Genomic DNA, 26,395 nt, shown 5'->3' with positions numbered 1-26,395 from the left:
CATCCATAAATAAAGCTCTGACGAATGACGTAATTGGCGGCATTGTAGAGGTTTTTGGACTTGAAAGCTAGTTCGTCTATTTGGGCGAAACGGTGTGACGTTGATTTAATGATGTGCCTCTGTGTTAGTTGCATTTGAGACTTGCGTTTTTTGGGCTATGCGTATTCCTTGTTCAACACTCACAACAATAGAATACCATTATTGTTTATAATTGCTTATAAACTCAATGAAGTTTTACAATACCGGTTTTCAGTTGCATGAGAATAGGGTAATTGCTAATTCCTCATTAATCGGAATTCTGACAGAATTTTTTACCGCATCAAGTCCCTCCTTTTCTGGGGTGTGGACTTGATGCGGCTTTAGCCACATTCTTCTAACTTAATTGTGTTGGTTTTCAATATATTTTTTAACAATCTCTTCCGAGGCGTTACTAACTGTGTCGTAAAAATACAGTATATTCCATGTATATTTAGTACACTGCATTCCGTAGATAAGCCGAAAAAATGAAACTTTATGCGATCGAGTTTCGTAAAAAAATAGTTAAAGCCTATGAATCCGGTGCTACCTCAGTTAGGGCGCTGCTAAATTGTTGAGCGCGTAAATACAAGATTAACACATCCTGATAGCTCGTTTGACAGGAAAAACTTTTTGTTATTCTAAATCAGGCAACAAGTTGCTCAGACATTCCCTTCGATTATTAATTCACTCTCTAAAATTTGCTGAGCTTCCGATGCCATATCAAAATCAAAGAAATTATTTTGGTTTTATGCGATCCCCGGTGTTGCTTAGTGATACCCTAATTCAGCCAGGCCTTTTTTGTAATATCATCGAGGCGCTCAACGTTCTTCTCTCTGCTGCAAATGCCACCAAACTTCATGATGACAGACGTACCAAAAATACAGGGCTAAATTCAGAAGAGCTAATAATTTAGTGCCATCTTCTAACATCGCGTGTACTCCTTGATTTCGCAAGTGTAAAGGATCCGCAAACCGCGAGATAGCCAACAATAGGAATGCTGCGACTAATGGCAGGTAAGGAGTGGTTTTGATGTATCGCCAAAACTTAACTCCGTAAAGGAAAACTGCACTACCATAACACAAATAAATTAATTTCTTAGATATTCCCAACCGAGAAATAATCAAAGTCATCCGAAACCTGTCATCTAGGAAAAAGACTCCCAGCAGTAAAGCACTAAAAAATAAGAATATCCCCGATCGACTCCGCGGCTCTTTTTGGCGCAGCACTCCGAAAGTAAATGCACAAATTGCGACTGGGGTGCACCATAGGACTTCGGAAACTCCGGTGAGAATGCCTTCGTAAGGGAACCAGAAATTAAAAGGATCGCTAAACAGGCGTTCAACTCCGTCTCCCTGGTTGTTGAGTTTGGCGTATATGCTCAGCGCGCACAAAATCAGAATAGTCAGAATGTTAAAAGCAGCTAAAAACCGTACACGAAAAAAGTGTTTTTTGAAAACTTCTAAAGAAGTTGAAAACTTGGGAATTTTATCGAATAAAGGTAGATGCTTCATAAAAAATGTCTCCCAGCAATAGAGTTCGTTACTTATTCACGGGTAGCCAAACCACAAAGGTAGTGCCGCGATTGGTTGGATATAAATGAGTTTCCGCCGATGGCAGCCATTCAGGATTGACAGGGGAAAATACTTCTATTTCTCCTTGCATTTGGCGGACTAAATCGCGGGCGATCGCCAAACCCAATCCTGTGCCGGGAATTTCTGTCTGCGCTTTTTCTCCCCGGTAGTGCCGCTCAAATAAATGCTCTAAATCCTGGGGGGGAATGCCGGAACCTGTGTCGCTGACGGCAACTGCTATGGCAGGCAATTGGCTGTATCCTGCCCGATCGCCATCCCCTACTTTGTACCTGACTTTAATATAAATTTGGTGGCCGGCAGGGGTATATTTCAAAGCATTGTCAATTAAATTGCTCAAAACTTCGCGCAAAGCTCGATCGTTGGCCCAGACTGGTGGCAAATCCGCCTCCATGTCGGCGACCAATTTCAGATTCCTTTCAGAGGCGATCGCCTCGGCGGAATTTAACAGCGGTTTTAAGACTTCTGTAACAAAACAGGATTCCTTCACATTTGCCGCAGGTGACAGCGACAGAGGAGAATGCCGGATTGATTCCACATTGGAGATTGCTTTTTCTGAAGTACCCGATCGCAGTTTTAGATGTGATTCGCCGGTGTCAACAGTTCGATCGAACTGGCCAAGCAACTCTTGCAGCCGATCGCTCTCTCGGACAATACTAAAAGCCACATTGCGGTTTTTGTCTTCCGGTACCAGCCGCCGCGCTAACAGCTTGCCAAAAGTTCGCAACGCTGTCAACGGACTTTTGAACTGGTGCAGCAAATTGTGCATCGTGTCGTAAACCTGAGCCTGGATTTGCCGACTCGTACCCAATTCCTGCTGCATCCACTGCGATCGCTGGTCTAAAATGCAGGCTAGGGCTAAGGTGCGAGCAATTTGTTGTATCTGAGCCTCCTCTCGCTCGTTCCAAGGCCTGTCTTGCCGACCGCTGACTAGAAGTCCCATTACAGCTCCCTCGTGTATCAGAGGCGTCACAATTTGCATCCGCTGCTGCCACACATTCTCCGGGCCTTGGCACTGATGGGAACTGCGCTCCTTACCCGGAAGTCGATCAGGTGCGATCGCGCCTACGGTTGATTCTTCCACAGGCACAACAGGCGGCGCCAGCAGTCGCGGTACTGGTTTTACTGTCGAGCTTTCGGAAGATTGTAACCTCAACCCCTGATTTTCTTCCGATTCGGCTGAGGTTTCTGGGTAAACTGCGATCGGCACCAACTTTGCTTCGCTGCCTTCTACGAGCTCTTGTGTCAGGTATACCGCGCTGAATTTCGCTCCCAAACTGACGGCGATCGCCACCTGCGAGCGGCAAAGTTTGACAAATTCTGAACTGGCTGGCATTAACATGAGCGCCACATTAAGATATCTAACGGAATTCTAAGTAAATTACAAATGATCGACCGCCGATTACTGATGAGAGACTTCTAGATTTCAGGTTTCTTGGCTTTGATAGAAGGCAGCTATGTTGAAGGCATGGGGCTTTCATGAACCCTAATTGCCCCGCCTCCCCGTCCGCGCAGCTTCCACCGATCCCCAAGCTGGGCTTTTGGCGGAACTTGCGGCCAGCCCTACCACAACCGTTACACTTTTGTCGATCGGCACGAATGTGAAGATTATGTCGATATATTAAAAACAGTTGATTTTTTGAGCTAGAACGGATATACTGGCCTCGGATTTGGTAGCTATCATTACAACCTGTCTGCTCATACTGTCTGCTCACAGAGGAGGTAAAGAAATTGGCCAGGAGACGCAAACGCAAGAGTCGCCGCCGACAAGAAGGACGCAGAATTTTAGAGTGTGTGCCTCAATATAGCATCGAGAGCGGCGAAGATAAACCCGTAACAGCGGCTCGCAAGTTCATCCATGCAGAAGGCATTGCTCCCCCAGCTTTGCTGTTAGTCAAGCGTAACGAGCATACCACTGACAGATACTTCTGGGCTGAAAAAGGTTTATTTGGAGCCCAATACGTAGAAGAGAACCATTTCTTGTTTCCCAGCTTAAAGGTGATGTTGGAAGCTACCACAGAAAAAATTCCTGTGGTGTCAGCCAGTCGCGCATAGCTCAAAATGTTTAGCTCAAAACATTGACGGCAATGTTTTTCTAAGTCTTTTAACAAAAGCGCGAGAGTTCTCATTGTCTGGAGAGTGCCAACTGAATTTTCTGCGAAAAGTCCTTACAAATTAGGGTATAAGGAGCCATCGCAACAGGCTAGATCGCAGCCCAAGGGCGATCGCCACAATTGGCACTTTCACGATAATGGTTTTTTTTTGACTGTTTTGTCGATCAATTTGTCGATCGAACAAGTGGATCAAAAAAACAGCCACGGGTTTATCAACGAGAGAGCCGCACTTGAGTTATCGGTTTGTCAGCTAGAAGTCTAACTACGGCATCTAGCATATCAAAAAACGTTCCGCGTCAAACTTTTAATCGATCGGCTTCAAATCTAAAGCTTTTTGCATGGCTGCTAGTTCATCCCGGTGAGCTCTGACAGTAACAAAGCTCTTGGTTTGGCTTCCCGACTCAGCAACTGATTCGAGTTTGAGGGAGACTTGCTCCGAACGTCCAGCTTTTTTCCAGTAAAATACCCCCGCCAGCGGGGACAGCATTACCAAAGCTAGGAAAATTTGACCCTGCTGAGGAACTAGCATTCCCAAAACCAGTCCCAAGCACAGAGTGCCACCTGCACTCAGCAGTGTTAGAAAAATAGCTAGAAACCAACTCGGCCGCACAAAACCCTCAAACGTGACTTTATAGTTGGGGGCATCGACGGCTGCAACTCGGTAAGCTCTCTGGGCAAAATACTGTTGTAAGTCGGTTAACAGTGACTCTTGGGCGCTCTCGGAAGCCAGCTTGACTTGTTCGATTCGATCTTTGACTGAAGCCTTGATGAAGAAAAACAAGCCAACAGCCAACAGTAGCGTCAGCACAAAGGTAGAAGGAAGAACAGCAGTATCCATCGGTAGAAGTTTGTGTAATTGAAATTATCTACTATTACTTTACAGAACTTTACATAAAAAAGCGATCGAGGACTTACGCAGACACTTTGTTATCAAAATTCGCAGAAAGCTTCTTCTGCAAGGCGTTTTGCTCTCCATCACCCAATTCCCCTATCTCCCCATCGTCGCTAATTCTCAAGTGACAATGCGTAAGTCCTGACGTAGTTTAGCTGCTTTAATCGCTGTGCGGCGGGCGATCAAGCAAAGCGAAGGCAATCAGGCAAATCGCTTTGCAAGTAGCGCCAGCATCTCCAGGGTTGAGGCATCCGATTCAAACTCGGCTAACCCGTCTGACCAGTTTCTAAGGCGCGGGAACGACGCTCTGACGCGCCGTTTCCCTGACCAATGTACTCATGCCAGAGACGAGCGAGGTCTTGAGCTTGGTGCCGCCACTCAGGGAGGATTTGATACATCCGGCGGGGGCGGCCTCGTCCTTCTACTTTTTTCCAGTAACCGGTGATTACGGCTTCATCTTCGAGGAATTTCAGAGCGCTGTAGAGAACGGTATCAGAAAGTCGGTAGATGGGGAATTCCCTCTCTAGTTGGCCAATCAGTTCTGTACCGTAGGAATCTCCGCGCAATAACACGGAGAGAATGTAACACACCGCTAGTTCCTTGTTTAGATAAACAGGAGGGGGGTCTTGAAAAAATTGATAGATATGTTCAAACTTCATCTGTCTTGTCCGCTGGAAACTCTCGTGATACCGTCAGGTTAACGGGAGAGGAAAGCGGGGCGGGGTGTGCCGCTTCCTAATGATTAAGTGGGACACCGGGGAAACAGAGGTGCAGTATTTCCCCAGTGAATGTTGATAGCCCCAAACGCTTGTCCTGCACTTCGGTAATGTTTGCCTGCGCCTTGGTTGAGCAGCGCGGGCGTAACTAGCGCAATTTTTTTCCTCTTCCAATGTATCGCAGCGACTATTGTCAAGTGTGCGATCGCCTGCAAGAGTTGGCAGTTACTTGGGGAATTAGTGTTTTAACTGAATTTGCCCTTGATGTTTGCGTTCAAGCGCAGGCTTTAAACCGAACTCAGGCCTAACATAGCCCGCAGTGTAAAAGTTAGAAAGACAAAAGTCGCTACAATCGAACTAATCAGGGCGATCGCAGTTGCCGGTCGATCGAGCAGGGGTTTGAGTCGCTCGAACAGGAAAAAGAAAATTCCCAGACATATCGTAATGAAAAAGCGCGGGTAGCGAGAGACGTTATTAATAAAATCTTGCATGAGCTTGGTGGGGTAAAGTGTCACAGCACAATCTTTGACTGGTAACACTTGTGAGCGAGTTAGACAATTTTGGCACAGCCGGAGCTAAATCTGCCGATCAGGCGATCGGGCATTTTTGCCGGCGAGGCTGACATATATAATTCTAACGAAAACTTTTTGCCGATCGCTCCGGCACTCTCTGTTTAATGCCACGCGACCTCCGGTAAGAACTTCAGAAGTATTTCTATTGAGTTCTAGTTGTGATAAATATTAGAGGGCCGTTATTTCTAGATAAATGTCTGCTGCCGCACCTTCTTTCGTCTTGCCACGTCCGTTTCTGAAATGGGCAGGAGGCAAAACTCGGTTGATTGGACAATATCAACCTTATTTTCCTGAAAAGTTCACCACTTACTACGAGCCTTTTTTGGGCGGCGGAGCTGTATTTTTTTACTTAGCACAGCAGCACCCTGGTTTGCAAGCTGTTTTAACAGATATTAATCCTGAGTTGATTAATGCTTATCGCTGTGTCAGGGATAAAGTTGAGGAGCTGATTCTACTTTTAGAGGAGCATCAGTTAGAACATACCAAGAACAATAAAGATTATTATTACTCGGTGCGATCGCGCTCCTACAAAACAGATATAGAAAAAGCAGCACGCCTGATTTACCTAAATAAAACTTGTTACAACGGCCTCTACAGAGAAAACTCAAAAGGTGAATTTAATGTTCCCATAGGTCGATACAAAAATCCTAACATTTGTCAAGCAGATTTACTGCGATCGGTCTCATCTTTACTCGCGCCCGCTCAAATTGAAGTCAGAAAATTCGATGAAATTTTGGATTTTGCTACCAGCAGCGAAGACTTTGTTTATTTTGACCCGCCTTATTATCCAATCAGTGCCACCAGTAACTTCACCACTTACAGCCGGGATAATTTCAAAGAATCGGAACAGCTTAAACTGAGAGATATTTTTGCCCAACTTGCAGAACGGGGCGTGAAAGTTATGCTGTCTAATTCCAACTGCGATTTTATCGAAAAAATCTACCGCGACACTCAAGTTTTCCCAAATAAATCTCTGCCAAAGCTCATTGAAATCTCAGCATCTAGAGGAATTAATTCTAATAGTTTCAAACGCGGAAAAATCAAGGAATTATTAATACGTTTATTTTAAATCTTATTTAAGCCAAGTCTCTAATTAAGGAATGAGAATTAAATAACTTACAATGCGTGATGGTTCTTGTGGGATGGGCGTCCCGCCCGTCCAGAAAGGGCGGGCTAAGAGTGCCCAACCCATACTCCCCACAAACTTGTGTAAATTATTTAATTCGCGATCCTAAGCATATTTTGTAGGAGCAATACCTAGTTTCGCCAGACGCGGCCAAGTTCCGTAATTTCTGTTACAGATATTTGTTAGCCCAGGTAATAAAACCTTCGAGCTTGTGAACTGCCAACAGATTTTGATTGTCAGGAATTTGTTTTTTAAACCAGTCGATCGAACCTTGTCTCATACCGTCACCACCCACTATAACAATAGTTGGCACCCGATAACAATTTTTAATATTTAAATTGAGGTAAGGATACTTCTCGTCTACTGAACCTTTGTCTTCTTGCCACTTGCACTCAACAATTAGACCCAGAGGAAATAAACCGCAACCAACAATATAAAAATCGACATTTATTTCAGTTTCATAGATACTAGACCCGATATAAACCTGTTTAGCATATCGCTTGGGATTTTCAGTAGAGATTAAGAGCCAATCTCGCTTGCGCTTTTTCGGCAACTGGGGGCATATTTCGAGATATCCGTGGCCTCTCAACGTACCTTCTACAGTTGTTTCTAAAACAAAACCAGTTTTATTGGCTCTAAAACCCCTATTCATTTTGTTGCCTCCTGAATATAATTTGAATTAAGCCGATCGCACTTCGATCACTCCCCTGTCAAAAACCCGTTTGTCAGTACCGATAGAACTGACAAACATCCGGTCTTCATAGACATCAAACGTCGCAAAACTCAGGCGGCTAGCAGAATACTCCGTCCACTCAGAACGACTCACCGGACGAGTGCCCCCACCAGCACCACAAATTAAATAAGTCGTACCGTTAATCGAGCGAGTGCGTTCGTAACTGTGCTCGTGTCCGTTGATATAAAGCTGCACGCCGTACTTTTGAAACAAAGGCGTCAAAGTCTTAATAAAAGATTGATTCAATCCGTACAGGCCAGAGGAATAAATCTGGTGATGGCCGAACACAACTTTCCAAGGTGCGGTGCTCTGACTCAACTCTTTTTCCAGCCAAACAAGCTGATTTTTCCAATCCGCATTGTGATTGGTATCTAAAGCAAAAAACTGTACGGGATCGCGGCGAAAAGTATAGTAGCGACCTTGCATATTAAAACCCGCATATTTAACTTGCGGATCGCCGTTAGCAGTGCGGATATCGTGATTTCCCAGACAAGCATAAAATTTTACACCTTGCTGTAATAATGGCTGATAAGGACGCTCGAAAACAGCATTAATTTTTTCAATTTCGCCGTTATTGTAGATATTGTCGCCGGCGAGAACAGCAACATTAAAAGGGTTTTCCCGGTGATATTGCGCCATCGCCTCAGCGACAGCATACTGACCTTCTGCGCCGGTACCGGTGTCGGCTACCGAAATAAAGCGTAAAATAGGCGGTGAGGCCGGCAAAGGGACGATCGCCCTTTCTGCCTCAACGTTAGAAGGGACAGCAGCGTTGGCGTCTGTACCCCAGGCAGTCCGAAGCTGAAACATTTTCCAGACTCCGGCAAAACCAAAGCTGCTGAGACTGCCTAAAATTAGAAAGTGACGGCGTTTGATGCTCATTTTGATTCAGTTACAACTAATGAAATGATAAATTAAGGTTGAGATGGCTCAATTAAAATTTATCTCGTTTACATATATTTGCAACGCCCCAAGGCAGAGAAAATGTCAGAAGAACAACTAAACCAGTCAATTCCAGAACCCTCTCAATCTCCGACACCGGAGGTTGATTCGGCCGCAAAGTCTGCCCCCACTGGCAGCAAAACTCAAAATGCCAGCAGCGCGGTTCCCAAAAATCAGAGAATCAAAACTTTGATGGCATCGATTGCGAATTTGGGAAAAAAAGGCCAAAAATTACCAGCCGAACCCCCCTTGCAGGCCCAAAAGCCGATCGCGCCCACCGCTTCAGACTCAGCAACAGTAACTCCTCCCGCTGTGGCTGTGGAAGTTAACAGCGTGCCACCAAAAGTTGCTGTAAAAGTTGATAAAAAGCCTGTATCTCAACGCAGCGAAGGGAGCTTTTTACAGAACGTCAGTGTACTTTGGCAAAGTATTGTGCGGCTAGTGCGATCGCTACTGCCACCATCTACGAACCAGAAGCTGTCCGATCCAATTTTAAACGCGGCCATAGCAGCAATTCTGATCGTTGTAGTCGGTTTAACTCTCAACAGTTTCTCAGCAAAACCGCCGGAGAAAGTAGCAAAAGTGCCTCTCCCAGCAGCGCAGCAGTCGCCGCCAACCTTTGATGATTTTATGGCATCGGGAACGCCGAAATCGCCAGAGGCGATCGTACCGCCAGCGCCAATCTCTCCTAAATTCAAAAGCAAGTTGCCCGATTTAGTGGCGCCGGAAAAACCGCAACCAGTAGAAATTATCCCACCGCCACCGCTGACGCCCGAACAGTCTCTGATTGCTGCGATTCAAAATCAAGTTACTGACATTAAGAATCGACTGGGCGGCGGTTTAGTTGAGTCTGTTAAAGCTAATTTTGCCAGCAGCATTTTGACAGTAAAAGTCGCTGCTGATTGGTACAAACTCAGCGAAGTTGAGCAAAATCAACTAGCAACGAAGATGTGGAAAGAAGCTAACTCACTCGATTTCAGCAAGTTAGAAATTGCGAATATGGAAGGCAAGTTAATAGCTAGAAGTCCGGTTGTTGGTTCGGAAATGATTATTTTAGAGAGAGGGATTAATTAGAATTTAAATAGTCTGTATCTGTACACCATCTTACCAGCCTTAAAGTCCAGGACGCAGCACCTAATCATGTAGGTGTGCACTGCACACCTTACCGCTGTTTATTTTGTTGAGGATATTGAAACTTTCTCAAACCCGACAGAATGCTACCATTAAATTAATTAACTTTGAGGAAAATTGAAAAATGACAATTTTAACTCAAGTCGAACAAGTAGAAATTGAATATGCCAGCAGCGACGGAGAACCGATGGCTGAAAGCGACATCACGCGCGATTACATGACTTACAGCGTAGAAGCTGTCAAGCTTTACTTTCAAGAACGTTCTGATGTTTACGTGTCAGCTAATTCTTTCATTTATTATGAACAAGGGAACAACAGGGAGCATTCGATTTTGGCAAAAAGCATTTTTTTTACAGTGCGAACTATTGAATATCTCGCACTCTAAAAGCCAAACAGAGATGCTCCCGTTGTTCCGTAATTTCCCGTCAGTCAATTTAAGTAGGCTTGAAATGCGAGCCTACAACAATCTAAGTATTTTGGCTGAGTAACGTACATTACTTTGATAAAGAATCTGTAAAATTTTAACAATTCAATCACAATTTATCAGTCAAACAAACTAACTAGCGCAGCAACCTTCACATATGCTCTGCTATTAAGTTGTTGCGGACACTGCCAGTTTCCCAGTACCCGACGGAAAATATCAGTAATTTCCGTGATTGACTTGCTGCCGAAAATACGGGAACATTATTCTTAATAAAAGCTTGGCAACTCAATAAAAATCACGCACTAAAAACTTGATTAAGTCCGAATCCACACATTCTTCTTGAATGAAGGGTGAAGCGCATCAATTAGTTAGTTTGAAACTATCACAAGCAAACAGCTCACTCGCATCTACGGAAATTAAACATGAAACTTGTTAAAGATTCACCTTTTAACTCTCAAGATCCGTTTCAGAATTTCCTCGCCCCAGAATTCGAGATTGATACCAAAAACTTACTCAATAGTCAAGCTTACGCCAGCAACATCTCAGAACAAACACTCCCTCCACTTCGGGCCGCTGACAACAACAATAGCGCTGAAGACATCGCCAGCTTTTCCAACTCCCTCAGTTTGAGTCAGAGCTTCCCCAACACAGATTTTAATCCTTGCGAATAAAAATAGCGCACTGGATGCTCTGACTGGGGAAATTATAGGTAAAAGGGATCTCGACTATTCCGACAAAGATGCTTTAATCGGCGAAAGACGCGCATCCCAACTCGCACCAACAGCTTCTAATCCGAAAGCACCTCCCATCATCCAAAGTGCCGAACTTAAGTTTACAGACAGCAACAATCAATCTTTTCCCAACAATCAACCCGTTCTCTTCATCACGGGTACTAATGTATTAGTAGATAACTTGAGCGACCCGTTAGGCAGCCGATTCAGCGACTTAACCGTTAAATTTATCGTAGGCAGACAAGCTTACGAAGGAACAGTTTTGACAGACAAAAGTCGCAAATTGGCAAACAATCAATTTGAAATCGCCGTTCAAGTTCCCAACACCTTACCGTTAGGTGAATCCCGCATCGTCATCAGCCGCAAGCAAAACGAAAAAGTTAGCCCAAATCCCTCAGAACCAGCCAAAGAAGTTAAATACGATAGCAGTCCTTACCGAATAGAAAACAATACAGAATACATCTTTGGCGCGCAGTGGACAACAGATAAAATCGCAATTATTAACGGTGCAAATCCCGAATCAGTCGTCACAGCTACTAATAGCAGCGACTTGTCGATTGCCAGCGTTTCTGTAGGCACGGATGATATACTCGATCGACCGCGAGAACTAACACTCACCAGTGACGGCAGCCGTGCTTATGTAGCGATGGATCGTTCCGGGCGCATTGCTTTAGTCGATCCGATGACCAGGCAACAGGTAGACACTCAGCCGAATACCGCTGGTATTAACCCGATAAATTTGCCCAGCGGTGCAGAACCTCGATCCATAGTCCTAGACCCCCGCGACCAATACGCTTACATCGCAGACGGAAAAATCGGCAGCAACTCCATCTACGTTCTCGATATCAACCCGTTTTCCTCAACCTATCACCAAGTCACCCAAACCATCCCAGTCGGTACAGCCCCAAGCGGTTTGCGACAAATAGCCATTAGCAGCGACGGCAAAAAGCTGTTTGTTACCGCACCAAACGGCTCGAACAGCAAAATTTACGCTGTTAACATTGACCCCAAAGACCGACCCAGCGACCCCAGTCAAAACTCTAAAAAGTGGAATCAATTAATCGGAAGTATCACAGCCGATGAAGGAGTACAAGGAATAGCAAGCACCGTCAATCCCTTAGCCATGACCTTTACAAACAGTGGGAAAGATAGCAAAGGATTTGGGGTATTGGACATTACTAATAATGACCCGGTGAGTTTTGCTGCTACCACCCGATATACAAATTTAGGGCTGGGTTCAACTTTTGATTACTTCGATGTGAATGAGGGAGTTTCGGTAACGGTTTTACCGGATGCTAGCTATGCGTTTGTTGTGGGTCGCAATGCGGACACGAAATTTTTCGGTCAGGAATTGCCCAGCGTGGATGGAGACCCGCGGGCCGGTAGCAATATCGGCATTATCAAAGACCCGCTGACAAATCCGCAATTAGTAGCAGCAACTCGACCAATTCCCGACGGATTTGCTACTGATTTAGCGCTTTCAGGTAATAGCAAGTACCTCTATGCTTCCTATCCCAATTTGAGCGGTGCTAATGGCAAGGTGTATGTCTTTGACACTGAAGAATTCGTGAAAACAGTGACAAACCCCGGTCAATTTCAAATTGATGCTAAAGGTAGGGGTGTCGGGCTGCCTTTGTTTGACACCACTACGGCACGAAATGCTACGGTTGCTGACCTTTCCACAGTGCCGATCGATAATATTAACCCAGCGGTTAGTGTTGCTGCCGACTTCCAGATTCTGACTGATGCGAACAACCAGTATACTTACGGCGTGCCGCCTGGTAGCAAGCGAGCTCCCGTTGCTGCGACTAACTCTCGCGGTTTAGCCGCGACACCGCTGGATTGGCTGGATTTAACTGGGCCAGGTGAGAATACAATAAATGACTTGACTCCGACTTTTGAGTGGAATTTCAGCATTCCTGATTCCCAAATACGCGAAGTTAATTTGTTTGTAAGTACCTTCCCCGAAGGTGAGGGTCTGTTGCCTTGGGACCAAGTTGTCAATTTATCTGAAGTGCTGCCCGATTCCGACCTAACTCAAGAGGAAAAAAGACAATTTTTGAGTTCTCCGTGGCAAGAGTTTGATGACTTTAATCCCAACCGCATTCTCACAGCAACTTGGAAGCCTTCTGGTGGCTGGGTTTGGAATGGAGGTGACAGGTTTGGAGATAACAACAATTTTACCCTCGATCCAGACCGGACTCTCACAGCAGGTCAAACCTATTATTGGGCTGTCGAAGCAATAAACACTGAGGGAGAGCGAAATCTTGATTTTGGGGAGTTTAATACACAGCTAGAAAGCTCTCTTTCTCCGTTCAGAAGCGTCACTGTTCTCACTCACGGTTTTACACCTCCGATAGTTGCAGAAGCAGTAATTCCTCCTAACTTTTTTGACATCGCAAACAATATCGCGGATGCAGGGGGTGGGGGTTTGATTATTCGCTACGATAAGGGTACAGGTTTCTGGGTTCCTGTCGATAAATATGGGGCTGTGATGCAAGACTTCCCCGCAGGTCAAAATCCAGAAACCACAACAAATTACCTCGAACAATTAGCTACTTACATATCTGACAATTACAGCGACAAATCTTTAGTGCTTCTGCCTGATTGGGCTCAAAACAACGAATCAAGCGTGCCTGATTCTGGTTTTACAGAAGGTGCAGCAGATGCTTTCTACGCCTCGCTGGTGCAGTTAGACCAAGCTTTGGGCGGAACTATTGGAGGACTCGATTCTCAAGGGAGGCCGCGCTTTTACGACAGCGAAGGGAAACTGATTCGAGAGCAGGGTGACTTGTTCGACTCTCCCATGCACTTTATTGGCTTCAGTCGCGGAACAGTTGTTAATAGTGAAATTGTGCAGCGCTTGCTGACAGCATTCCCCTTGGCAGGCGGAACAAATGAATTCGGCCGTGATTTTCAAGTAACAACAATAGACCCCCACGACTTCGATCAGGAGAGTCTTTCGCTGGTGGGGATTGGAGGGTTTAGGAACTTCTACGAGCCAAAAGTGCAAACTTGGGAAGGCATTACATTTGCCGATAATTACTACCAAACTACAGCCAATCCGAATGGTTTGGGGTCGTTGACTCCCAACGGTCGAAATATTCCTAACCTTCTGCCACCAGAAGATACTAGCAATCAACCCGGACTTCAGTTCCCCAAAGATGAAGATGGCAATCTCCTCGGTGTCCCCGATGTAGTCGAATTTTTGGGAACTCGTTCTGAGCAAACCGGCCGTGTTGACAGTCGGGCGGGCTTCACCCGACAAACCGATGCTATTCCAGTAATTGGGGGCGGTTTGGGTGCTACTCACGGACGAGTTCTTAATTGGTATTCCGGCAGTGCGAATCTGGGTTTAACGGATTCGCAACCCAGCTATGCGGTGGATTGGCTCAAAGATCCAGTTTACCGCCGTCGCAGCGATGGAGGTTACGAGGTGTTGTTCGATGCCGACTTCTACGATACTAATCCCAACCGCGTCAATCCTTGGTACACCCCAAATCATACAGATGCAAACTTTGTCCAAGGTAGCGCTGACGCTCCTTGGGAAGGAATTGGAACCGGATGGTTCTACTCTGTACTCGGTGGCGGTGAAACTTTGCGCCCAGAAACGCAGCCGCGGGTTCCACTAAGTTTCGACAATACTTACAGCGGCAGAATGCGCGGCGATGATGCAGTTCCTACTTTGTTTAACGGCAATTTTGATGCTGTTACCGATCCGTTTGGCGGCAATTTGAGCCAAGTTCGCAGGAATATTTCTAACGCTCTACCTGGGTGGTCATTCCACAACGGTCAATCCAATCCAAATATTGACTTGGTTCAAAATTTGGAAGATGTAAAGTCCATCAAAGGGAAAAGCGAACCAGACTATGCCTTCAAATTAGGAAGCAACGGAGTCAAGGACATTGTTCACAATCGGTTTGTTGTACCCGACTGGGGTGCGTTGCGATTTGATCTGCATACTCCACAGTTAAACGCTGGCAGGATCAAAGTCTCTTTGCAAGCAGTGGATGGTAGCACGGCTGGTGTTTCAACTACTATCAATTTGGAAGCAGCTCAAGGTCAAACCAATAATACAACAGTTTACCTGGCGGACACTCGTAAGATTGGCTATGGAATTAAGGGGTTTGAAACTTTTACCCTAGATGTGCCTGAAAACTTGCGGGGTAAGGTGGCGACTCTCACGTTTGAGTCAGAGGGCAATGGCACAGCTTTCCTTGATAATGTCTTCTTTAAGAGTCAGCATCTACTATTTGGGAATCCAAAGCCAGTGAATCTATCGGGTAGCAACCGCCAAGAGGCACGAACGGATGCGATTAACTTCGCCGATAACTATCTGTTGGAGAAGCCTCAGTACACTCTCTCATACAACAACAGTACCAAAAATCCAAATTGGGTTAGTTATCAGTTAAATAGTTCGTGGTTTGGTTCTGTAAGACGACTACCCAATAATTCGTTCATTTCTGACGAAACCTTGCCTACAGATTTTTATCGAGTGCAGCCAACTGGCGATATCATCAATAATCGCGCTAGCGATCGACAGCGTTATGAAAGAGGTCATATAGTTGCTCAAAGGGATCGGTCACGAACAGAGAAAGATGCCCAAGCAACTTATCTCATGAGCAATATACTTCCACAAAACGGAAAAAATAATGGTGGTGTATGGGCTGAACTCGAAGCTTGGACACAGAAAATTGCTAGCTCTGGTAAAGAGCTTTATGTCATCGCTGGTGGTGAGGGTGAACGAGCTACCTTAACAGCTTCCGATGGCTCTCTGATTCGTGTTCCGTCTAACTTGTGGAAAGGGTTTTTGATCCTGGATCAACCAGGTCAAAATCCTCTGGATGTGAAGTCAAATGCTATGGCGTTTGCCTTCTATGTCCCGAACGATGACAGTGTGCCTACAAAAGATTTGTTCAACATCAATAATTTCCGAAATATTGACTGGCTTGAAAACCAGATTGGGTACGATTTTTTCTCTAATATTCCAACGGCTGAACAAGCGGTTATTGAGAGCAGAAGCATAGCGGACATCCAACAATGGATTAACAACAACAGACCATAAGCTACTCCTCATATCAAACCCGGAAAGATTAACCACAGTACCGAGGGAACAACCACGGGGGGTTTGCCCCTACTGAACTATGTGCATTTAACCGGATTTGATATCACCCTCCACCTGCTACCTTGATTTTATGGGCGGTTGAGGGGAACTTCTGTATAGATAAGTGCCACAGAAGCAAGAATCCGGTGTCTTTCCAGAGCCTATCAAGTGTCAACATCGGACTAATAGTTTACCTTATTCTTGAGTAATGGAGATTTAGGAGAAGACGACCTATGAAAGGATCGCTATTTACTGAAATGAGTGCCTCCGAATTGCTCGAACGTTATGCTGCTGGCGAGCGAAACTTTGCTGGGATTCGTGTTAGTGCGTTCATATATTTGGAAGGAGCAATCTTGAGCGATGCCAATTTTTCCGGGGCTGTTCTGCAGGGTTCGATGATTGGAACTGACTTCTCTCGAAGTTACCTGATTGGAGCCGAATTGGCTGAAGTGTCTCTGGAGAACGCCATCCTGCAACATACCCGCTTGGATGGAGCTACCCTCGCTCAATCGATCCTCGATCGAGCTGACTTGACTCATGCTTGTTTAGTACGTGCCGAGTTGGATGAAACCCTGGTGGAGAAGACCAACTTCTATCGCTCTAATTTGTTCGGTGCTTCCGGTGTAGACATCGAATACTGGCTGGAACAAGAATGTATTTTCTGCCACACTATTATGCCCGATGGCAGTGAGAGGAATGATGGGTGCCAACGTCTAGGTATTTGTGTCTATTAATTCACTTGGAGCCGCTGTTACAGCGACTCGTGAACTTTCTTTATATTATTAAATCAAACAACGTAGGCGGGAAAACTTGCTAGGCCTACCAGGCTCTTGACTTTTAATAAAATTGAACTAATCTTCATCTTCATTAATACTGCATTTACTAAAGAGCAATATTAGCCGATCGCCCTTTTACCGCCTTTTACCCCTTTGAAGACTCACAAGGAAGAGAACCTGGGACGACTGGCAGCGGAGTCAACATTACGATCGCTCGTAACTCAACTATTAAATTCTGGAATGAGTCTGGAACAGGTAGCGCAAATGATGAATTTATCGACCGTGGAAGTGAGACGATTGGTAGGGGAAAACTTTTGATCGATCGCACTTTTCCAAGATATCAAGAATAGTGCGATCGAAGTAGGGGACAAAATGAGAACAGTCAACAGCCAACAGTCAACAATTAACGAATGACTAGAAAGGCTTATTAGTAGGTTTAAAACCCTGCTTTTGAAAATAGGTTCGGAATACCTCTTGAGCAATTGGTGCCGCCGATACAGAACCAAATCCGCCGCCTTCAACTATAACTGCGATCGCCACTTCCGGTTTGTCAGCAGGAGCAAAACCCACATACATAGAATTGTCAGGATGACCGGGCATTTCCACCGTCCCAGTCTTACCAGCACTTAAAGGAATAGTACCATCATTCAGGCGTTTGCCAGTACCTTTTTTCACCACGTCAATCAATCCCTGGCGAACAACATTCAAAGTTGCAGGCTTAATACCTGTGGGAACTTTTTTGGTAATAGGAGTGTTGGTTTGAGAAGCCAATAAATGCGGCTGAACTCGATAACCGCCATTAGCAACAGTTGACACCATCACAGCCAATTCTAGGGGAGTACAAAGTACCAAACCTTGACCGATCGACATGGTTACTGTATCGCCAACGTACCAATCTTCACCATACATTTTCTGTTTCTCTGCGGGTATCGGAACTTGACCGTGATTGGCGGATTCTAACCCCAAAAGATCTAAATTAATAGTACCGCCAATGCCCATTTTTTTAGCTGCTTTCGCCATTTCTTCGGGGCCGGCAGCCATGCCTACTTGATAGAAAAACGTATTGCTGCTGTAGGCTAAAGCATCGCGGAAACCGATAACGCCGTAACCGCCGCTGTGTTCGTTAAAAGAAATTCCGCCGATGTTAATTGACGAAGAAGTTCCTAAAGTCGAGTCAGGAGAAAACTTGCCAGACTCCATCCCGGCTATAGCAGTGACAATTTTAAAAGTGCTACCGACTGGATAACCTTGAACTGCTCGATTTAAAAACGGTTTTTCTGGCCCTTGCAGTCGATCCCATTCTGTTTGAGTCACCTTGCGGGTGAAAATATTGGGGTCAAATGTCGGCCAACTAGCCATTGTTAAAAGAGCTCCGGTTTTTACGTCGATCGCCACAACTGCACCCAGGCGCTCGCCCAAAGCTTTTTCCGCAGTTTTCTGCATATCTAAATCTAAAGTTAGCTGCACCGGTTTGCCGGGAATAGGGTCTTTTACACCTAAATCTTGGATTTCTTCGCCCTTAGCATTTACCTCGATTAAACGGTTTCCCCAAACGCCCTCTAAAGTTGAATTGGCTAATTTTTCAACTCCCATTTGACCGACGAGCATCCCCATCGGATATGCAGGATTAGCTTTTAATTGCTCTAAACTAGCTTCGCCGACGTATCCCAAAAGGTGAGCTGCTAATTGCTGGTGGGGATTGTCTCGGCTCGATTCTACGCGAATTTCAACTCCCCGCAAAGTATTAGCTTGTTCTCCCAAAGCGACGAAAGTACCGACATCGATATCCTTACTAATTCGCACTGGCAGGGCTGATCTGTAGCCTGCTCCATCGATTTTTTTGATAATTTCGGCCGCGGGAAGTTTGACGATCGGGCCCAGTGTAGCGGCGATCTCTTGCCACTCCTTGGCCGATCGCTCTTTTGGCCACACATAGACCGATCGAGATACGCGGTTGGCCGCAAAAATTTTGCCGTTGCGGTCTAAAATTTGACCCCTAGTCGCTGGGACTGAAACAGGGCGAATGCGGTTATTTTCCGCCCGTTGTCGGTTGTAGGCTCCCTGTACCAGTTGCAGTTCGGCTAGACGAAATATCGGTAGCGCCATCAAGGTAGTGACGAGCAGCATAAAAATCATAACTTGGAGCGATCGGCTGCGTTGCCGTGAAGCATTGTCCAAGCCATTTTTGTCGAATCGGACTTTAGAGTTAAAAGAAAAATCGCCAGCCATATTAATTAATCTGCTCTTTTTATTCAACTAACAGGTTGATACGGTTCTCATCCGGATGATTGGGCAGATGATTACAGGGATTATAACTCCTAACTCTTTAGTAACAGACATAAATTCTGTCGATTGGCAGACGAATCAGCCGGATTGTTTAATTAAGCTATATAAGATGTATGTTAAATATCAAGTTTTTTTGACAATTCAACTGTTAAGGAGGTAGGGGCGCTGTGGAACCGATCGATTTTTTGATTGCTTGGCTGGTCACGGGCAGCAGCTTGCTGCTAATTTCTAAAATGCCGATCGGCGTAGAAATTGACAGCACACCGAAAGCAGTAATTTCCGCTGCGGTTTTGGGAATGTTGAATGTTTTAATTTTGCCCATTCTGAAAGCAGTTTTTTTCGTGCCGAACCTACTGACGCTGGGATTGCTTTCCGGCGCGTTTGCTTTTGTCATGAATGTGATTGTTTTTGCCTCGGCGGCGAAGTTAGTTGAAGGATTTAGTTTGCGGATGGGCCTTTGGAGCGCCGTACTGGGGGCGATCGCCTTAGCTGTAGTTAGCAGCTTTATCAACGGCGCACTAATTTAGCAACTTCCCCTTATAAAGGGCGATTGAAATCGCCCGATATTTCCCACCCTTACCTTGCGCGTTTCGTTTCCCTACAAGCGATTTCAATCGCCGAATATTTTTTCTCCCTTCTTCCTTCAATCCGTTACATCCGTTACATCAGTTACATCCGTTAAACAATCCGTTGCCGAACTTCCTTAAATCCGTTACATCGGTTACATCCGTTAAACAATCCGTTGCCGAACTTCCTTAAATCCCTTACATCCGTTACATCCGTTAAAAAATCCGTTGCCGAACTTACTCCCCCATCAGCGACTTATAGGCTGTCACCTTAAGATCAATCCCAGTAATATCTGTCCCCACAACAACAGCCGCCGCTCCTAAATCCAAGGCTTTTTTAGCCATTTCCGGCCCCGATATCCCGCCTTCGCAGATAACGGGAACCTTAAGCTTTTCTACCATTTCCGCAAGCAAATCAAATCCCGGTGGCGAGAATTTCTCCGTCTGGGGAGTGTAGCCAAAAAGAGTAGTTGCTACAGTATCTGCACCAGCTTCGGTTGCCGCGATCGCAGCTTCTATTGTATCTACATCCGCCATCACTAATTTGCCCAATTCGCTGTGAATTCGCGCGATTAATGTCTTTAAGTCTTCGCCGCGAGGACGGTTTCTCTCAGTAGCGTCAACGGCGATAATATCGGCTCCAGAATCGGCGATCGCCCGCGCGTCTTCAAACCGAGGAGTAATGTAAATCTCGCATCCCGGCAATTGCTGCTTCCAAATCCCAATTATGGGAGCGGATATCTGTTTTCGCACTGCTGCAATGTGAGCCGGAGTGTCAATCCGCACCCCCGATGCACCTCGATTGATAGCGGTTCGAGCCATTGCCGCAATTACGATCGGATCGTGCAGCGGCGAATCAGCAGGTGCTTGACAAGAAACAATTAATCCTGTAGGAATTTGACAATAAATCATGGGGAATTGCGGATGGGGAATTGGTAATTGGAAATTACAAATTATACCAGTTCAAAAAAAAGAATGTAACTGTAGACCATATCCCAACCCATATCCAATGAGTCAATCGATTTTAGATTTTAGATTTTAGATTGATCCCACGGATAAATGCGGGGGCTTGAGGATTTTCTATTTTCGATTTTGGATTGATTCCAGGGATAAATCACGTGGCGGTACCACCTTTGAAATTCGTGGTAATTCCCCAATCTAAAATCTAAAATCTAAAATCCAAAATTGTATTACCCATTACCAATCCCAGCCATTAAAGAAATAATTTTGTCCAGCAATTGCTCAGGGTGAATCGGTTTAGCCAAACAATCGTTAGCTCCCGCAGTCACGAAAGATATCTGATCTGGCGGAATTTCATTAGCGCTTAAAGCCAGAATTTTGATATTTTCAGTAGCGGGTTTTTCGCGCAGTTGGTGAATTATTTCGCAGCCATTCATACCGGGCAAACGCATATCGACAATCACAGCATTGGGCTGCAATAGTTCAATTTGTTCCACCGCCGCCGAACCTTCAATCATCCACACCACTTGCAGTCCTGCGACTGTCAGGATATCGCAAATCAGCATGGCAGTTTCTTCTTCTTCTTCGACGAGCACGAGGCTGCCCCGCAATGATGAAGAATGCAGCGGTAAAGATGAATTCGATTTTTCATATTTAAATTTTGTGGATTCATCTTTGGTTAGAGTTTGGATGGGTATAAAAACGGTAAAAGTAGAGCCGACATCAACTGTAGAGTTGACTTCGATCGCGCCGCCGTGAAGCTCTACTAACTGTTTAGTTAAAGCTAATCCCAGACCGGTGCCGCCGTATTCGCGGCGGTAGGGGGAATCCAACTGCTGGAATTTTTGAAACAAAAGCGATCGCTGATTTTCGGGAATTCCAATGCCGGTATCTTTGATTTGAAAAACAGCGGTGCTGCCAGCAGGTGCAGTACCGGGCTGCCGCACTGCCGGCGTTCGATTTTTATCTTCTGTCACCCAAACTCGCAGGATGACTTGCCCGCCTTCGGGAGTAAATTTAATCGCATTTCCTAAAAGATTGAATAGAATTTGTCTCAAGCGGCGCGGGTCAGCGGTGAAGCGATCGCACTCTTGTTTGATCCGCTGTTCTTGCACCAGTTGCACGCCTTTAGCCGCAGCTTTTTCTTTAAGCGCGTGCAGGCTCTGAGAAGCTAATTTAGAAAGTGAAAATTCACTAATTTTCAATACTGCTTTTCCCGCTTCTACTTGCGATAAATCTAAAATATCGTTAATTAATTCTAATAAATGGTCGCCGCTGTCTCGGATAGTTTGCAGGTACTGCCGCTGCTTTTGCACTGGCACTTCTTTGCTGCCAACTTTGCCGTAAGACCACCGCAGCAGCGTGTCGGAAATGCCGATGACGCAGGTGAGAGGAGTCCGCAATTCGTGGCTCATAGCTGCCAAAAATTCGCTCTTGGCGAGGCTGGCAGACTGGGCGGCAACCAGTGCATCGCGCAGTTCTCGCGTGCGCTCTATTACGCGCTGTTCTGAGGTGCGCTTTTGCTGCTGGACTTGTGCATAAAGTTCGGCTTGGTAAATGGCGATCGCCAAATGTTCTGCTATTTGTCGCAAAAATGTTTTTTTGCTTTCTTCCCACTCGCGAAAAGTACAGTGGTGGGCAATTAGCAGCCCCCACAAGTCGTCTTGAACTACGATCGGCACTAGCAACTTCGCCCGCACCTTGGCCCGCCGCATCAACTCTAAAAAACAAGGTTGCGAAGAGTAAGTTGTTTCCACATCCGCAACGCACAAAGCCAAACCTTTGCGATATTTCTCTCGGTGAATGACTCCATTGGTAAAACACTGCGCGTCTTCACTAAAATTCAGTACAGACGAGATAGTATCGTTAGCTAAAGCTTCGTAAGTTACACGACCTAAATACAAGTAAGACCCGGAATTTTCTATGATTTCGCCCGACCCAGAAACCGCCGCAGGTATTTCTTTAGCTAACTCGCCATTGTGCGGTGCTGGCACTTTTTCAAATTGATAAATTAACAGGCGATCGACCTCCAAAAACTCTCGCACTTGCTCGACTGCTTTTGACAAAATTACAGGCAGTTCCAAACTCTGGCGGATTTGAGTTGTCACCTGATTCAAAAGTCGCTCTTGTTCAAGCTGCTGCTGCAAAGCATCTTCCACTGGCTGACAAAATGAAATGCAGGGACTGACAATTTGTAATTGATTGACGGCTTCAGCAATCTGGCTCTGTAGCGTTTCTGGATCTATAACTTTGGGTGCGGATTTTCCCTCTATTTCTGTTTGGCTGTGTAGGGGCAGGTGATTATTTGGGCTGGCATTGGCCGCGAGAATATCCAGCAAATTTAGGGTAAATTCGCTTTGAAGAACTGCCGAGTTGGGCTGTATATTTTTAATTGCTTGTTTGAGGGCGCGAATGTCAATTTGCCACGAGGGTGCGGGCGTTATTTCTGCGAGTTTTTCGGCGAGGGGAGACAGGAAATTGGCGATCGCCCCAGGGTCGAAAGTCAACTGCACATTCAATTGCGAATAGAGATTTTTTTCGCTGTGCTTGTGTCCGTTTGTTGCGAACTCATCTAATAGATTGCCCCGCAGCAGCGCGCTAAAATGCTCTGATACCACTGCTGCAAACCTTTCCGACGAATTTTCCAGATTTTGAGAATCCGCGATCGCATCGTCGGTCAGCCAAATCGCCCCAGGGAGTTCAGCCATTTGCTGTAACAACTGGTAAGCAGCCTCAAAGGTTGCTAGCGGCAAAGTCCGATTTAAGGTTTTTGGTTTCACTCTAGTAATTATTCCTGCTGGATTTTAGATTTTAGATTATAGATTTTGGGAGTGAACAAGCTCGCGCACCAGTTCTTTGAATAACAGCTTAACCGCTTTAGCTGCCACGCGTGATCGCACCAACCGCACCGGTCGGCCGCTGGCTTTTTCCTCGTCCATAATCTCGCCGAGCCGATCGCCGATGTCGTTACCTATGCGAGCGCGTTTTACCTCGACTCTGGTAAAAATCCACTGCCAAAGAGCACGGCGGCATAAATCCGAACCGCCAACAACTTTAGATTTTTGCAAGTCGCCGCTTGATTCTTGCGACGGCGCGTATCCCAAAGCCTTGCAAAACCTGCGAAGTGACAAGTGCCGCTTTGTCGGTTTGCCCGATCGCCTTCCCTTGCGAATTTTGATATCGGGTTTGCCGTCGGCGGCGAGGTAATTTTCAAAGGGGAAAATTTGCGACAAAAGCAGCGCTTCAACGCGGCGGCCGAAACCGAATTGAGCGAACACTTTCCGGTATGGCAAGAACTGCGGCTCTGCCACCAATTTAGAAAGCTCAAATTCAAGAACCATTTCTTCCCGCTGCAAGTCGCAAATTCTGGCGGCGTGTTTTCTTAAGTCATCGGTTATTCCCAGTCCGATCGACCGATCCAACAGCAAATCGTATTTAACTGACTGTCGCTCGCCGCATAACCAGCCCCAAAGCAACGGCACTTTTTCACCAGACCGCAGCGATTTAATCAGCGCCGCTTCTGGAAACTGCCACGCTAAATCTTGGCGAGCACGATTAATAATCGGACTTTGCACTCGGTTAAGGTGCGCGAGCCGGAGCACCAGCCGGCGAATTTGTACGATTGTGCGATCGCGCGTTTGGACAAATCGGCGCGGTGTGTCGATGTAATCCCAGCCATAAATTGCAAGGGCAAGCGCGTCGGCGTCGTCGTCTTTGTCTGGCAGTCCAAGGTGATGCTCCCGAAAACTTCTTAACTCCTTATGCCCGACTAGCCGCACTTCTACCCCCGCCCGTGCCAATTGCGTACCCCAGAGGATTTGGTAGTTAATCCCTGTCGGTTCCATTATTGCGATCGTGTTTTCCCGATCCAATTCCGATCCAATTAGTGCAAGTAATTCATTAATCCCGTGGGCGGTAGCAGCAAATTTGTGGAAATTGTAGCGGTAATAAAACTCGCGCGGTTCGTCGATTTTTTCTGATATTAAGCAGCATGAAACCGAGGCTTTGCTAATATCCAAGCCAATAATTTGAGTCATTCCATTTTTTAGGGTGAGGTTTCCAAATCTCGCAGCAGCAGCTTATGAATCACCCAAAGGCCACATGAGCCTACTTCACTCTTAAAGCTTCTAAGTGCGCGAGATAAACAATTAATTGGCGGCGACCGAGCTTATGAAACCAAAAAAGCCGTTACAGCTTGATTCAATCTGAAAGCCCTAAATCGCGCCTTTTTAATCGGCGGTTCGGGTTGGAATCGATCCGCGACTCCCCCTTAATAAGGGGAGTTTCGGCCGCTGATTCCCGGCGGCCATCATCAGGCGGTTTACTCTTGAGTTAATCGGTTGTACTCAGCCTCTGCTAATTTGTACTTAGCGCTGCCTCCCTTGTTAACTCCCCACAATTCAAAGATTATTTTTGCTTTGCCGTAACCGCGCGCTTTTAATTGCAAAATGCGTTCTAGCTGTTCAGACTCCTCCTTAGTTAATGAGTTTTGCTCAGAACGTTCTAGCCGTTCTGGTTCGTCACAAGTTAGTGCCATCAATCGTTCTAGCCGTTCCACTTCGTCGGAACGTTCCGGCGCGCCGTTCAAAATTCGTTCTGCTTCCTGCTGGCGTTCTTGCTGGGAAATATACGCGCTTGTTGAAATTTCATCAATAACGTCGGCAGTGATTGCGCGCGTTTTTATGGTTTCAATTTCTAGCTCTTTAGCCAATTGGCGGGCGATATTTCCAGCTTGCACGGCGCAAGCAATAGCTGCACAGAGGCTCAATCCTTGCAACGATTTGTGCCAACTGATGCGCTTGTCAAGCGCTGTGAGAGGTGTCAGCCACAAAGTCAGCGCCGTGCCTGAAATTATGAACATTTTTAACTGCATACAAACACCCCTAGACCAATTAACAGCATTGCCAAAATTCCAATTAACAAAGCTTGAAAATCAGCAACTGAGATTTTGAGCAAATTGCTTACAGAATAATCGAGCAGCCAACTCAATCCCCAAGCTATTGCAATTACGGCAAGCAAACACAAAACGGCGCGAAGTGCGTTCGGGTGCAGCGACGCTAACCAGCCTAAAAAGCTGGCAGCGATGCACCCGCTAAGAAAATAATTAGCCAAGTACATCGCTCGCATTAGTTATTTCCCCCGGTGAGTTTGGCAGTAATGGCGTCAATACGGGTGCGAGCGTCGCTGTCTGCTTTGTCAATTCCTAAACCCAGTCGTGCATAACCGGATCGCAGTCCGTGCAGTTTCTTTGCTAATCCAGCATTGGCCCGCACTTTGCCGAGTTCGTTTTCGGCAACTACTCCCTCGTATTTCCGGTGCTCTTTGTGCACTGTCTTATCGGCCGCTTCAATTTTCCCCAGTGCCTTGTAACTCCGTTTTGTGTGCCGAGCGTCCTCAGTTTTTTGCTTTGCCAACTCTTTGAGCTTGTCGGCTTCTTCGCGATCGAAGTAGCGCGGCGACGGCACGACCGGAACCGATCGAATTGAGTCAAAGTTGCCGGGGTTAGTCGGCGAGATGGTGGCTGCGTCGGTCGCTGCTAGCACCTTGGATTTATCTATTGCGTGGTTGCCACCGCTGCTGGTCATTTTTCCAGCGTCAGATTGACCGCCAAAAAGTCGTAACTGTAAGCTCATGCTTCGACTCCGATTTTGATGTTGATTTGTACGGGAGGAAGTTGAAAAAGTTTTGAGGGGCTGATGTGCTGAAGTAGAGGGC

At 46.0% G+C, this 26,395-nt stretch carries 26 protein-coding genes and 2 pseudogenes; 11 read left to right on the top strand and 17 right to left on the bottom strand.

All coding sequences use genetic code 11. The features are described from left to right. Together QUB11_RS26355 and QUB11_RS31365 are read right to left on the bottom strand one after the other, a co-directional pair. Positions 1–134 (bottom strand): annotated as a pseudogene (locus QUB11_RS26355) (RNA-guided endonuclease TnpB family protein); the annotation flags it as partial. 244 nt (positions 135–378) lie between these two features. Further along, positions 379–483 carry a transposase gene (locus QUB11_RS31365; RefSeq protein ID WP_445299645.1) on the bottom strand — a complete coding sequence of 35 codons (105 nt, stop codon included), beginning with the start codon at positions 481–483 and terminating at the stop codon, positions 379–381. A 105-nt stretch (positions 484–588) separates the two neighbouring features. Between QUB11_RS31365 and QUB11_RS26350 the strand changes: the two are divergent. Beyond that, positions 589–736, top strand: a pseudogene (locus QUB11_RS26350) (IS1 family transposase); the annotation flags it as partial. Positions 737–836: 100 nt separating this feature from the next. Here the strand turns inward: QUB11_RS26350 and QUB11_RS26345 are convergent. Together QUB11_RS26345 and QUB11_RS26340 are read right to left on the bottom strand one after the other, a co-directional pair. Continuing rightward, positions 837–1,529, bottom strand: a complete 693-nt coding sequence (locus tag QUB11_RS26345; protein ID WP_333206668.1) for a hypothetical protein — start codon at positions 1,527–1,529, stop codon at positions 837–839. Positions 1,530–1,557: 28 nt separating this feature from the next. Then, the gene (locus QUB11_RS26340; RefSeq protein ID WP_333392070.1) at positions 1,558–2,943 is read right to left on the bottom strand and encodes a GAF domain-containing sensor histidine kinase; all 1,386 of its coding nucleotides are present in this window, start codon (positions 2,941–2,943) and stop codon (positions 1,558–1,560) included. 395 nt (positions 2,944–3,338) lie between these two features. On the opposite strand from QUB11_RS26340, the gene QUB11_RS26335 reads away from it, so the two are divergent. Both QUB11_RS26335 and QUB11_RS26330 read left to right on the top strand, forming a co-directional pair. After that, the gene (locus QUB11_RS26335; RefSeq protein ID WP_006635576.1) at positions 3,339–3,662 is read left to right on the top strand and encodes a DUF3155 domain-containing protein; all 324 of its coding nucleotides are present in this window, start codon (positions 3,339–3,341) and stop codon (positions 3,660–3,662) included. Positions 3,663–3,746: 84 nt separating this feature from the next. Further along, the gene (locus QUB11_RS26330) at positions 3,747–3,983 is read left to right on the top strand and encodes a hypothetical protein (protein ID WP_333206666.1); all 237 of its coding nucleotides are present in this window, start codon (positions 3,747–3,749) and stop codon (positions 3,981–3,983) included. A 42-nt stretch (positions 3,984–4,025) separates the two neighbouring features. Here QUB11_RS26330 and QUB11_RS26325 read toward each other — a convergent pair whose 3' ends face one another. Further along, positions 4,026–4,559, bottom strand: coding sequence for a cofactor assembly of complex C subunit B (locus tag QUB11_RS26325; RefSeq protein ID WP_333206665.1), 534 nt, complete (start codon positions 4,557–4,559; stop codon positions 4,026–4,028). 320 nt (positions 4,560–4,879) lie between these two features. Next, on the bottom strand, positions 4,880–5,272 hold the full coding sequence (locus QUB11_RS26320) for a PadR family transcriptional regulator (RefSeq protein WP_333139606.1): 393 nt from the start codon (positions 5,270–5,272) through the stop codon (positions 4,880–4,882). A 230-nt stretch (positions 5,273–5,502) separates the two neighbouring features. Between QUB11_RS26320 and QUB11_RS26315 the strand changes: the two genes are divergently transcribed. After that, positions 5,503–5,637 carry a hypothetical protein gene (locus QUB11_RS26315; protein WP_333181283.1) on the top strand — a complete coding sequence of 45 codons (135 nt, stop codon included), beginning with the start codon at positions 5,503–5,505 and terminating at the stop codon, positions 5,635–5,637. Here the strand turns inward: QUB11_RS26315 and QUB11_RS26310 are convergent. Continuing rightward, positions 5,617–5,820: a DUF751 family protein gene (locus QUB11_RS26310; protein ID WP_190657763.1), complete on the bottom strand. Its 204-nt coding sequence runs from the start codon at positions 5,818–5,820 to the stop codon at positions 5,617–5,619. The two genes, QUB11_RS26315 and QUB11_RS26310, sit on opposite strands and share 21 nt — an antisense overlap. A gap of 274 nt (positions 5,821–6,094) precedes the next feature. On the opposite strand from QUB11_RS26310, the gene QUB11_RS26305 reads away from it, so the two are divergent. Beyond that, positions 6,095–6,970: a DNA adenine methylase gene (locus QUB11_RS26305; RefSeq protein WP_333274947.1), complete on the top strand. Its 876-nt coding sequence runs from the start codon at positions 6,095–6,097 to the stop codon at positions 6,968–6,970. 226 nt (positions 6,971–7,196) lie between these two features. Here QUB11_RS26305 and QUB11_RS26300 read toward each other — a convergent pair whose 3' ends face one another. Continuing rightward, entirely contained in the window at positions 7,197–7,679 is a 483-nt protein-coding gene (locus tag QUB11_RS26300) for a PD-(D/E)XK nuclease superfamily protein (protein ID WP_333139600.1), read from the bottom strand. A gap of 27 nt (positions 7,680–7,706) precedes the next feature. After that, a complete protein-coding gene (locus tag QUB11_RS26295; protein WP_333274943.1) occupies positions 7,707–8,642 on the bottom strand; it encodes a metallophosphoesterase in 936 nt (311 codons plus the stop codon). Positions 8,643–8,744: 102 nt separating this feature from the next. On the opposite strand from QUB11_RS26295, the gene QUB11_RS26290 reads away from it, so the two are divergent. The 3 genes from QUB11_RS26290 to QUB11_RS26280 all read left to right on the top strand — a co-directional run bounded on the left by QUB11_RS26290 (position 8,745) and on the right by QUB11_RS26280 (position 10,928). Next, positions 8,745–9,776: a hypothetical protein gene (locus QUB11_RS26290; protein WP_333274941.1), complete on the top strand. Its 1,032-nt coding sequence runs from the start codon at positions 8,745–8,747 to the stop codon at positions 9,774–9,776. A gap of 181 nt (positions 9,777–9,957) precedes the next feature. Continuing rightward, positions 9,958–10,218: a hypothetical protein gene (locus QUB11_RS26285; RefSeq protein WP_333206662.1), complete on the top strand. Its 261-nt coding sequence runs from the start codon at positions 9,958–9,960 to the stop codon at positions 10,216–10,218. Between the two features lie 461 nt (positions 10,219–10,679). Further along, positions 10,680–10,928 carry a hypothetical protein gene (locus QUB11_RS26280; RefSeq protein WP_333206661.1) on the top strand — a complete coding sequence of 83 codons (249 nt, stop codon included), beginning with the start codon at positions 10,680–10,682 and terminating at the stop codon, positions 10,926–10,928. A gap of 54 nt (positions 10,929–10,982) precedes the next feature. Here the strand turns inward: QUB11_RS26280 and QUB11_RS26275 are convergent, their stop codons facing one another. Further along, positions 10,983–11,105 (bottom strand): hypothetical protein, encoded by a 123-nt coding sequence (locus QUB11_RS26275; protein ID WP_333206660.1) that lies wholly within the window; start codon positions 11,103–11,105, stop codon positions 10,983–10,985. A 64-nt stretch (positions 11,106–11,169) separates the two neighbouring features. On the opposite strand from QUB11_RS26275, the gene QUB11_RS26270 reads away from it, so the two are divergent. Together QUB11_RS26270 and QUB11_RS26265 are read left to right on the top strand one after the other, a co-directional pair. Next, the gene (locus QUB11_RS26270; protein ID WP_333206659.1) at positions 11,170–16,053 is read left to right on the top strand and encodes a DNA/RNA non-specific endonuclease; all 4,884 of its coding nucleotides are present in this window, start codon (positions 11,170–11,172) and stop codon (positions 16,051–16,053) included. 272 nt (positions 16,054–16,325) lie between these two features. Continuing rightward, positions 16,326–16,826: a pentapeptide repeat-containing protein gene (locus tag QUB11_RS26265; protein WP_333206658.1), complete on the top strand. Its 501-nt coding sequence runs from the start codon at positions 16,326–16,328 to the stop codon at positions 16,824–16,826. Between the two features lie 456 nt (positions 16,827–17,282). On the opposite strand, the gene mrdA is transcribed toward QUB11_RS26265, so the two are convergent. Beyond that, the gene (gene mrdA, locus QUB11_RS26260) at positions 17,283–19,097 is read right to left on the bottom strand and encodes a penicillin-binding protein 2 (RefSeq protein WP_333206657.1); all 1,815 of its coding nucleotides are present in this window, start codon (positions 19,095–19,097) and stop codon (positions 17,283–17,285) included. Between the two features lie 224 nt (positions 19,098–19,321). Here mrdA and QUB11_RS26255 point away from each other — a divergent pair, with 224 nt between their 5' ends. Next, complete coding sequence (locus QUB11_RS26255) at positions 19,322–19,681, top strand: phage holin family protein (RefSeq protein ID WP_333206656.1); 360 nt, start codon at positions 19,322–19,324, stop codon at positions 19,679–19,681. A gap of 276 nt (positions 19,682–19,957) precedes the next feature. Here the strand turns inward: QUB11_RS26255 and QUB11_RS26250 are convergent, their stop codons facing one another. The 6 genes from QUB11_RS26250 to QUB11_RS26225 all read right to left on the bottom strand — a co-directional run. Beyond that, complete coding sequence (locus QUB11_RS26250; RefSeq protein WP_333206655.1) at positions 19,958–20,632, bottom strand: N-acetylmannosamine-6-phosphate 2-epimerase; 675 nt, start codon at positions 20,630–20,632, stop codon at positions 19,958–19,960. Positions 20,633–20,910: 278 nt separating this feature from the next. Further along, the gene (locus QUB11_RS26245; protein WP_333206654.1) at positions 20,911–23,460 is read right to left on the bottom strand and encodes an ATP-binding protein; all 2,550 of its coding nucleotides are present in this window, start codon (positions 23,458–23,460) and stop codon (positions 20,911–20,913) included. A 36-nt stretch (positions 23,461–23,496) separates the two neighbouring features. Beyond that, entirely contained in the window at positions 23,497–24,717 is a 1,221-nt protein-coding gene (locus QUB11_RS26240; RefSeq protein ID WP_333206653.1) for an IS110 family transposase, read from the bottom strand. Between the two features lie 284 nt (positions 24,718–25,001). Next, positions 25,002–25,541 carry a hypothetical protein gene (locus QUB11_RS26235; protein ID WP_333156274.1) on the bottom strand — a complete coding sequence of 180 codons (540 nt, stop codon included), beginning with the start codon at positions 25,539–25,541 and terminating at the stop codon, positions 25,002–25,004. Positions 25,542–25,543: 2 nt separating this feature from the next. Continuing rightward, complete coding sequence (locus QUB11_RS26230; RefSeq protein ID WP_333156276.1) at positions 25,544–25,807, bottom strand: hypothetical protein; 264 nt, start codon at positions 25,805–25,807, stop codon at positions 25,544–25,546. After that, on the bottom strand, positions 25,807–26,395 hold a 589-nt coding region (locus QUB11_RS26225), incomplete at its 5' end, for a hypothetical protein (RefSeq protein ID WP_333392067.1). The genes QUB11_RS26230 and QUB11_RS26225, both read right to left, overlap by 1 nt.

It is taken from the genome of Microcoleus sp. B6-A1, assembly GCF_036705085.1.
In the GTDB taxonomy this organism is placed as follows: domain Bacteria; phylum Cyanobacteriota; class Cyanobacteriia; order Cyanobacteriales; family Microcoleaceae; genus Microcoleus.
This window is presented reverse-complemented; position numbering and strand designations above follow the sequence as displayed.

What these genes read in the sequence shown, in the direction of transcription:
- QUB11_RS31365 (WP_445299645.1), bottom strand. Translation starts at nt 483, where the DNA reads ATGCAGTGTACTAAATATACATGGAATATACTGTATTTTTACGACACA.
- QUB11_RS26345 (WP_333206668.1), bottom strand. Translation starts at nt 1,529, where the DNA reads ATGAAGCATCTACCTTTATTCGATAAAATTCCCAAGTTTTCAACTTCT.
- QUB11_RS26340 (WP_333392070.1), bottom strand. Translation starts at nt 2,943, where the DNA reads ATGCCAGCCAGTTCAGAATTTGTCAAACTTTGCCGCTCGCAGGTGGCG.
- QUB11_RS26325 (WP_333206665.1), bottom strand. Translation starts at nt 4,559, where the DNA reads ATGGATACTGCTGTTCTTCCTTCTACCTTTGTGCTGACGCTACTGTTG.
- QUB11_RS26320 (WP_333139606.1), bottom strand. Translation starts at nt 5,272, where the DNA reads ATGAAGTTTGAACATATCTATCAATTTTTTCAAGACCCCCCTCCTGTT.
- QUB11_RS26315 (WP_333181283.1), top strand. Translation starts at nt 5,503, where the DNA reads ATGTATCGCAGCGACTATTGTCAAGTGTGCGATCGCCTGCAAGAGTTG.
- QUB11_RS26310 (WP_190657763.1), bottom strand. Translation starts at nt 5,820, where the DNA reads ATGCAAGATTTTATTAATAACGTCTCTCGCTACCCGCGCTTTTTCATT.
- QUB11_RS26305 (WP_333274947.1), top strand. Translation starts at nt 6,095, where the DNA reads ATGTCTGCTGCCGCACCTTCTTTCGTCTTGCCACGTCCGTTTCTGAAA.
- QUB11_RS26300 (WP_333139600.1), bottom strand. Translation starts at nt 7,679, where the DNA reads ATGAATAGGGGTTTTAGAGCCAATAAAACTGGTTTTGTTTTAGAAACA.
- QUB11_RS26295 (WP_333274943.1), bottom strand. Translation starts at nt 8,642, where the DNA reads ATGAGCATCAAACGCCGTCACTTTCTAATTTTAGGCAGTCTCAGCAGC.
- QUB11_RS26290 (WP_333274941.1), top strand. Translation starts at nt 8,745, where the DNA reads ATGTCAGAAGAACAACTAAACCAGTCAATTCCAGAACCCTCTCAATCT.
- QUB11_RS26285 (WP_333206662.1), top strand. Translation starts at nt 9,958, where the DNA reads ATGACAATTTTAACTCAAGTCGAACAAGTAGAAATTGAATATGCCAGC.
- QUB11_RS26280 (WP_333206661.1), top strand. Translation starts at nt 10,680, where the DNA reads ATGAAACTTGTTAAAGATTCACCTTTTAACTCTCAAGATCCGTTTCAG.
- QUB11_RS26265 (WP_333206658.1), top strand. Translation starts at nt 16,326, where the DNA reads ATGAAAGGATCGCTATTTACTGAAATGAGTGCCTCCGAATTGCTCGAA.
- mrdA (WP_333206657.1), bottom strand. Translation starts at nt 19,097, where the DNA reads ATGGCTGGCGATTTTTCTTTTAACTCTAAAGTCCGATTCGACAAAAAT.
- QUB11_RS26250 (WP_333206655.1), bottom strand. Translation starts at nt 20,632, where the DNA reads ATGATTTATTGTCAAATTCCTACAGGATTAATTGTTTCTTGTCAAGCA.
- QUB11_RS26240 (WP_333206653.1), bottom strand. Translation starts at nt 24,717, where the DNA reads ATGACTCAAATTATTGGCTTGGATATTAGCAAAGCCTCGGTTTCATGC.
- QUB11_RS26235 (WP_333156274.1), bottom strand. Translation starts at nt 25,541, where the DNA reads ATGTTCATAATTTCAGGCACGGCGCTGACTTTGTGGCTGACACCTCTC.
- QUB11_RS26230 (WP_333156276.1), bottom strand. Translation starts at nt 25,807, where the DNA reads ATGCGAGCGATGTACTTGGCTAATTATTTTCTTAGCGGGTGCATCGCT.